Raw genomic sequence first — 6751 nt, 5'->3', positions numbered from 1 at the left:
TTAAAGTTGTTTTACCATGGTCAACGTGGCCGATTGTACCAACGTTAACGTGGGGTTTTGTACGTTCAAATTTTTCTTTAGACATTTATCGTCCCTCAAATGTAATACAAATCGGTGGTGAGTCACCACATTAACCAAGTATCATATTTAATATAATACTAACTTAAAATTAGTTCCGAATAATAACAGATAAAGCTACCGAGTGACAAGCTATAAAGCAGTCAAATTCGATATTTTTAGAAGTTTAGGAAATTAACAAGAATGGTGCTGATAGGCAGATTTGAACTGCCGACCTCACCCTTACCAAGGGTGCGCTCTACCAACTGAGCTATATCAGCAATTGGAGCGGGCAGCGGGAATCGAACCCGCATCATCAGCTTGGAAGGCTGAGGTAATAGCCATTATACGATGCCCGCATGTTCAAACTCGGCTACCTAAATGCTTCAATTAGCTATTGCTAATATTAGATGATGGTGGTGGGGGAAGGATTCGAACCTTCGAAGTGTGACACGGCAGATTTACAGTCTGCTCCCTTTGGCCGCTCGGGAACCCCACCCCGAATCTTTATAAACTGTTTACTTAGGAAAATGGTGCCGGCTACCGGAATCGAACTGGTGACCTACTGATTACAAGTCAGTTGCTCTACCTACTGAGCTAAGCCGGCCTAAGTGCTGCGCATTATGGACTAGAATATTTAACCTTGCAAGTAAAAAAAATAAATTTCATTTTGTTTGCTTAAAAAAAAATCAAAAACATAAAAAATCCTGAAATATAGACTATTTCAGGATTTTATTTAATCAATAATAATTAATTTATATTATTTCTTTTTAATTATTTTTTAGCCGCTTTTTTCTTGCTAGTGGTTGTAGCTACGCCTTTAGCCTCTGTATGAATAGCGACATCTTCACTAATATTGCCATTATCTTTATATGCACGTCCATAATAAGTATCAAGCAAAATTTGTTTTAGCTCAGCAATTAACGGATAACGTGGGTTTGCACCAGTACATTGATCATCAAATGCATCAATTGCAAGTTGATCAACTTGAGCTAAGAAAGTTTTTTCATCAACACCAAACTCTTTAATAGAGAAAGGAATATCAAGATCTTTTCTAAGCTGATCTAACCAACCGATTAGCTTTTCAACTTTCTTCTCATCTTTATCTGTAGCTGCTGTTAAGCCTAAATAATCAGCAATTTCCGCATAACGAGAAATCGCTTTAGGGTAGCCATATTGGCTAAATGTGCCTTGCTTAGTTGGTTTGTCAGTTGCATTAAAACGAACAACATTACTAATCAACATTGCATTAGCAACACCATGAGGGATATGGAATGCTGCACCTATTTTATGAGCCATTGAGTGGCAAACACCTAAGAACGCTTGAGCAAATGATACGCCCGCTAATGTTGCCGCACTATGTACTTTTTCACGTGCTACAGGGTTTTTAGCACCTTCTTTATAACTTGTCGGTAAGTAGGTTTTTAACAAACTTAATGCTTGTAATGCTTGACCATCAGAAAACTCACTTGCCATCACTGACACATAAGCTTCTAAGGCATGTGTTACTGCATCATAACCACCAGCAGCACAAAGTGAGCGAGGCATATTCATCACTAAGTTAGCATCAACAATTGCCATATGTGGTGTAATTGCATAGTCAGCTAATGGGTATTTTTGACCTGTCGCATCATCAGTTACAACAGCAAATGGCGTTACTTCAGAACCTGTACCTGATGTTGTTGTTACACAAATAAGTTTTGCTTTTTTCCCCATATTAGGGAAATGACAAGCACGTTTACGAATATCCATAAAGCGTAATGCTAATTCTTCGAATTTTGTTTCAGGATGTTCATATAAAACCCACATGATTTTCGCAGCATCCATTGGTGAACCACCACCTAACGCAATAATTGTATCCGGTTGGAATGCTTGCATCGAGTCAGTACCTTTACGTACGACACTTAATGTTGGATCGGCTTCAACATCAAAGAAAGTTTCACAAATAACACCTTGTGCTTCTAATTGATCAGTGATTTGTTTTGAGTAACCGTTATTAAATAAGAATTTATCAGTTACCAAAAATACGCGTTTTGCGCCTTGTTCAATAACTTCATTTAAAGCAATTGGAAGTGAACCACGTTTAAAATAGATAGAACTTGGTAATTTATGCCATAACATATTTTCTGCTCTCTTAGCGATTGTTTTCTTGTTGATTAAGTGTTTCGGACCGACATTTTCAGATACCGAGTTACCACCCCAAGAACCACATCCTAGTGTTAAAGACGGCGCTAAATCAAAATTATATAAATCACCAATACCGCCATGAGCCGCTGGTTGATTGATTAAAATACGGCAAGTTTTCATTTTACTGCCAAAATATGCCACACGCTCGCGATTACTATCTTGATCTGTGTAAAGCACAGAAGTATGCCCCATACCTCCCATTTCAACCAATTTTTCTGCTTTTTCTACCGCTTCGTTAAAGTCTTTAGCCTTAAACATAGCAAGTGTTGGAGATAATTTTTCGTGGGCAAACGGTTCAGATAAATCAACTTTGCTCACTTCGCCAACAAGCACTTTCGAACCAACAGGAACTTTAATGCCCGCCATTTCAGCAATTTTAGTTGCTGGTTGACCAACAATATTGGCATTTAAGGCACCTTTATCATTTAAAATAATGCCTTGTACTGCTTTAGTTTCTTTAGCATTTAAAACATAAGCACCATATTGGGTTAATAAATGGCGCACTTCATCATAAACTGAATCCACCACAACAATGGCTTGTTCTGATGCACAGATCATACCATTATCAAAGGTCTTAGACATAAGTACTGAGGCAACAGCACGTTTTAAATCAGCAGTTTCATCTATAACAACAGGTGTATTACCTGCCCCTACACCTAATGCTGGTTTTCCTGAGCTGTAAGCTGCTTTAACCATACCCGGACCACCTGTTGCTAAAATAGCTGCAACATCATCATGATGCATTAGTGCATTTGATAACTCAATAGACGGCTCGTCAATCCAACCAATAATATCTTTTGGCGCACCCGCTTTAATTGCAGCATCTAATACAATTCGAGCAGCTTCAATGGTTGATTTTTTAGCACGAGGGTGTGGAGAAAAGACAATTGCATTACGGGTTTTTAGGCTAATTAAGGATTTGAATATTGCAGTAGAAGTTGGATTGGTTGTTGGAACAATACCACAAATAATGCCAAGTGGTTCAGCCAACGTTATTGTGCCAAATGGTTCATTTTCAGCAACGACGCCACAAGTTTTATCATGGCGATATTTATTTAAAATGTACTCAGCGGCAAAAAGGTTTTTTATAACTTTATCTTCGACAATCCCCATTCCTGACTCAGCAACCGCTTGCTGCGCAAGTGGAATGCGTGCTGCAGCTGCTGCGGTTGCTGCTGCTACAAAGATTTTGTCGACTTGTTCTTGAGTATAAGTTGAGAATGTCTCCTGTGCTTTTTTGACTCGAGCCATTAACTCATTTAACTCATTGATGTTAGTTACTGCCATAGATTTCTCCTTGAAATTAAAAAATAAATCGGGATCGTTTGGCGTCTTCCTTGAAACTATTTAATGCTTAAGCATAATGACAAAACGAAATTGACGTTATCGTAAATCAGTTTTTTAATTTGTACAATAAGATATTGCACAAAAAATAAGTGTTATATAGTAGTTTTGATAAGAAAAGTTTGAGACTTGATTTTTTTGATAGAAAATTAATACTACTTTAAAGATAGATTAGATAATCATCATTAAGAGTGATTTAATGTTAAAAAGCCAAATCAAGCCTTTTTATGGCTTGATTGTCTCTTATCCATTCGGTCTATATTTATACTTTAGACAATTTACTTAACACATAGCTTACCGCCACAAAACCAAAAGTAGCTGTAACTGTTGTAATTGCACCAAACCCTGACTCACAGTCCATTTTTTTGGGTCCGCTAGCATCACTTTTTGAAAAACAGACTAATCCATTTTTAGAAGGATAAGTTAGTTGTTCCGTCGAAAATACACAAGGAATACCATATTTACCCTTACTATCTTTATTTAATTTATAATTATGCTTTAATTTCTCTCGTAACTTCGCTACCAATGGATCTTGAATTGTCTTGGCTAAATCAGCAATTTTAATTTGGGTTGGATCTTTTTGCCCACCAGCTCCACCAATGGTAATCACTTTCAATTTTTGTCGCTTACAATATGCAAGCACAGCGGCTTTATCATGTACACTATCAATTGCTTCAATAATATAGTGATAATGGGGGGATTGCTTTGTTCCTAAATATTTGCCAACATTATCTGCATTAATAAAATCATCAATTTCATTTACGATACATTCAGGATTAATTTGTAAAATACGTTCAGCCATAACGGCAGTTTTAGCTTTGCCAATATTAGAGTTTAACGCATGAATTTGACGATTTGTATTGGTTACACAAACATCATCCATATCAATTAGGGTAATTTGACCAATACCGCTACGCGCTAGCGATTCAGCAACCCAAGAGCCTACACCACCAATACCAATGACACAAATATGCGCTTGCGAAAAACATTGCAAAGCCGACTCACCGTAAAGCCTAGCAATACCGCTAAAACGTTGAAAGTAAGATTCTTTATTCATAGACAATTATTAATGATGTTTATACTCAAACATCGACTCCCCTGAAACTTTTTTACAAATTATAACTGTAATATTCTTTATATAAAGAACTTATCAATAAGTATTAGAGATATTATACCTTTCACGAATAAAAAACCACATTCATAACGCTTATAAAGGTCAACGACATCATCACGATGATGAGCAATCAGTAGGATATTATTTGTCATTAATTGTATTCGTTTGAATTATTAGTTTTTTCTACAATAAACATTGTTAACTATGATTACTTAAGAGGAAAAATGAATGCGAAAACCCAAAAAACTACTTAATAATCCAAATAATGTAAGACAAGAAGTTATGCAGGGGTTGATTTATGCCTATCAGGGAAAATTAACTGCAATTCCAGAACATTGTGCCGTTTATGGCAACCATATTGCAAGCGATCAAGTTGTTATTATCTCGGGCGGTGGCAGTGGACATGAGCCAACCTTCGCTGGATTCATCGGTAAAGGCGGTATTGATGGCTGTGCACTTGGTGAAATATTCACATCACCATCACCAGATCAAATTATTGAAGTAACCAAAACGATAGAAAAAGGGAAAGGTGTACTATTTTTATATGGCAACTACTCTGGGGATGGAATGAATTTTGATATTTCTGCCGAAATATTAGCTGAAAACAATATTACTACTAAAACAATTCGTGCTACGGATGATATTGCTTCAGCACCATTATCAAAAATCTCCGATCGCCGTGGTGTTGCCGGTATTATGTTTTTATACAAAATAGCAGGCGCTGCGGCACAATTTGAAAAATACGATCTTGATAATCTTTATCAAGTCGTATCAAAAGCCAACAACAACGTTCGAACTATAGGTGTAGCCCTAGATGGATGCGCATTACCTCAGTCCAGTAAATTCAATTTTGAGTTAAAAGATAACGAAATTGAAATTGGCATCGGTATTCATGGTGAAGCAGGATTACGTCGACAAGAAATCACATCATCAGATGAGGTTGTCAAGGATATGATAAATCGCCTTTGTGATGATTTACCTTTTAAAAACGGCGACCGTGTGTGTGTACTAATTAACAATTTGGGTGCACTTAGTAACACCGAACTGCTCATCATAACACGTAAAGTAGGTATTGAACTTGATACGCGAGGCATAATCAGCCACGATGTTGTTGTTGGTCATTTTTGTACATCGCTTGAAATGTCAGGCTTTTCAATCACCTTAATGAAGTTAGATGAAGAACTACAACATCTCTATGATTTACCTTGCCAAACACTAGGATGGAGAAAATAAAATGAATTTATCACAAGTTCGCAAAATGATGTTATTCACTGCCGAAAAAATGGTTGAAAGCGAACCAACATTAACATCTTTAGATCAAATTGTGGGAGATGGTGACCACGGCATTGGTATGAAGCGGGGATTCGCTGCGATCATTGTGTTACTACAAGATGAAAAATTTCAACCAACTGACATAGATGATTTTTTTATTCAAATTGGCACAAAATTAATGACCAGTATGGGCGGTGCTTCAGGGGCAATTTTTGGTACTTTATTTAGAGCAGGAGGAAAAAGTATTACTGGAATCACAGAATTTGATTCAAGCGCACTATCAACACTACTTAATGAAGGTTGGCAGGCTGTCTATCAACGTGGCAACGCTAAACCGGGAGATAAAACCATGGTTGATGCCTTAGCCGCTAGTGCAACAACAGCAAGTCTATTAACTACTTTAAAGTTAAATGATGCACTACCTAAAATAGCACAATCAGCTATGGAAGGCGCAGAAAAAACGAAACAAATGATCGCTGTATTTGGTCGAGCTAAAAATTTAGGTGAACGAACAATTGGCCATATGGATCCTGGCTCGGTTTCAATGGCATATATTTTGAAATTCATGAATGAATATATTCAAAACCAATAAAAAAAGATCTGCCGATGATATTGGCGGATCTTCAGATTGATGACAAAGAACTCGCTTTTGGGCGAGTTCTTTGATCTAATAGAGAAGAGTCCATGATAATAGGAATTCTTCTATGCTAAAAAAACCAACGCCAGCGACACCCGAAAAAATAGAGCAAATTTCGTTAGATGCGCTTGTCCCTCAAA

5 protein-coding genes and 4 tRNA genes are annotated in these 6751 nt (G+C 37.0%); 2 read left to right on the top strand and 7 right to left on the bottom strand.

Translation table 11 applies throughout. The annotated features are described in order from the left end of the window. The 7 genes from GQ590_RS11430 to tcdA form a co-directional block, all read right to left on the bottom strand. The coding region (locus GQ590_RS11430) for a GTP-binding protein (RefSeq protein ID WP_010312103.1) at positions 1-85 on the bottom strand (85 nt) is incomplete at its 3' end. Between the two features lie 177 nt (positions 86-262). Beyond that, a tRNA-Thr gene (locus tag GQ590_RS11425) sits at positions 263-338 on the bottom strand. Between the two features lie 3 nt (positions 339-341). Beyond that, a tRNA-Gly gene (locus GQ590_RS11420) sits at positions 342-416 on the bottom strand. Between the two features lie 55 nt (positions 417-471). Then, positions 472-556 (bottom strand) — tRNA-Tyr (locus GQ590_RS11415). A 32-nt stretch (positions 557-588) separates the two neighbouring features. Next, positions 589-664 (bottom strand) — tRNA-Thr (locus GQ590_RS11410). Positions 665-831: 167 nt separating this feature from the next. Beyond that, positions 832-3531 carry a bifunctional acetaldehyde-CoA/alcohol dehydrogenase gene (gene adhE, locus GQ590_RS11405; protein ID WP_160409136.1) on the bottom strand — a complete coding sequence of 900 codons (2700 nt, stop codon included), beginning with the start codon at positions 3529-3531 and terminating at the stop codon, positions 832-834. Between the two features lie 319 nt (positions 3532-3850). Further along, positions 3851-4645, bottom strand: coding sequence for a tRNA cyclic N6-threonylcarbamoyladenosine(37) synthase TcdA (gene tcdA / locus GQ590_RS11400; RefSeq protein WP_160409134.1), 795 nt, complete (start codon positions 4643-4645; stop codon positions 3851-3853). A 285-nt stretch (positions 4646-4930) separates the two neighbouring features. Here tcdA and GQ590_RS11395 point away from each other — a divergent pair, with 285 nt between their 5' ends. After that, a complete protein-coding gene (locus tag GQ590_RS11395) occupies positions 4931-5935 on the top strand; it encodes a dihydroxyacetone kinase subunit DhaK (protein ID WP_160409132.1) in 1005 nt (334 codons plus the stop codon). Between the two features lies 1 nt (position 5936). Beyond that, positions 5937-6566: a dihydroxyacetone kinase subunit DhaL gene (gene dhaL / locus GQ590_RS11390; RefSeq protein WP_160409130.1), complete on the top strand. Its 630-nt coding sequence runs from the start codon at positions 5937-5939 to the stop codon at positions 6564-6566. The last annotated feature ends 185 nt before the right edge of the window (positions 6567-6751 follow it).

It is taken from the genome of Gilliamella sp. Lep-s35, assembly GCF_009795845.1.
GTDB lineage: Bacteria > Pseudomonadota > Gammaproteobacteria > Enterobacterales > Orbaceae > Gilliamella.
This window is presented reverse-complemented; position numbering and strand designations above follow the sequence as displayed.

Coding starts and splice junctions, on each gene's coding strand:
- GQ590_RS11395 (WP_160409132.1), top strand. CDS start 4,931: ATGCGAAAACCCAAAAAACTACTTAATAATCCAAATAATGTAAGACAA.
- dhaL (WP_160409130.1), top strand. CDS start 5,937: ATGAATTTATCACAAGTTCGCAAAATGATGTTATTCACTGCCGAAAAA.
- tcdA (WP_160409134.1), bottom strand. CDS start 4,645: ATGAATAAAGAATCTTACTTTCAACGTTTTAGCGGTATTGCTAGGCTT.
- adhE (WP_160409136.1), bottom strand. CDS start 3,531: ATGGCAGTAACTAACATCAATGAGTTAAATGAGTTAATGGCTCGAGTC.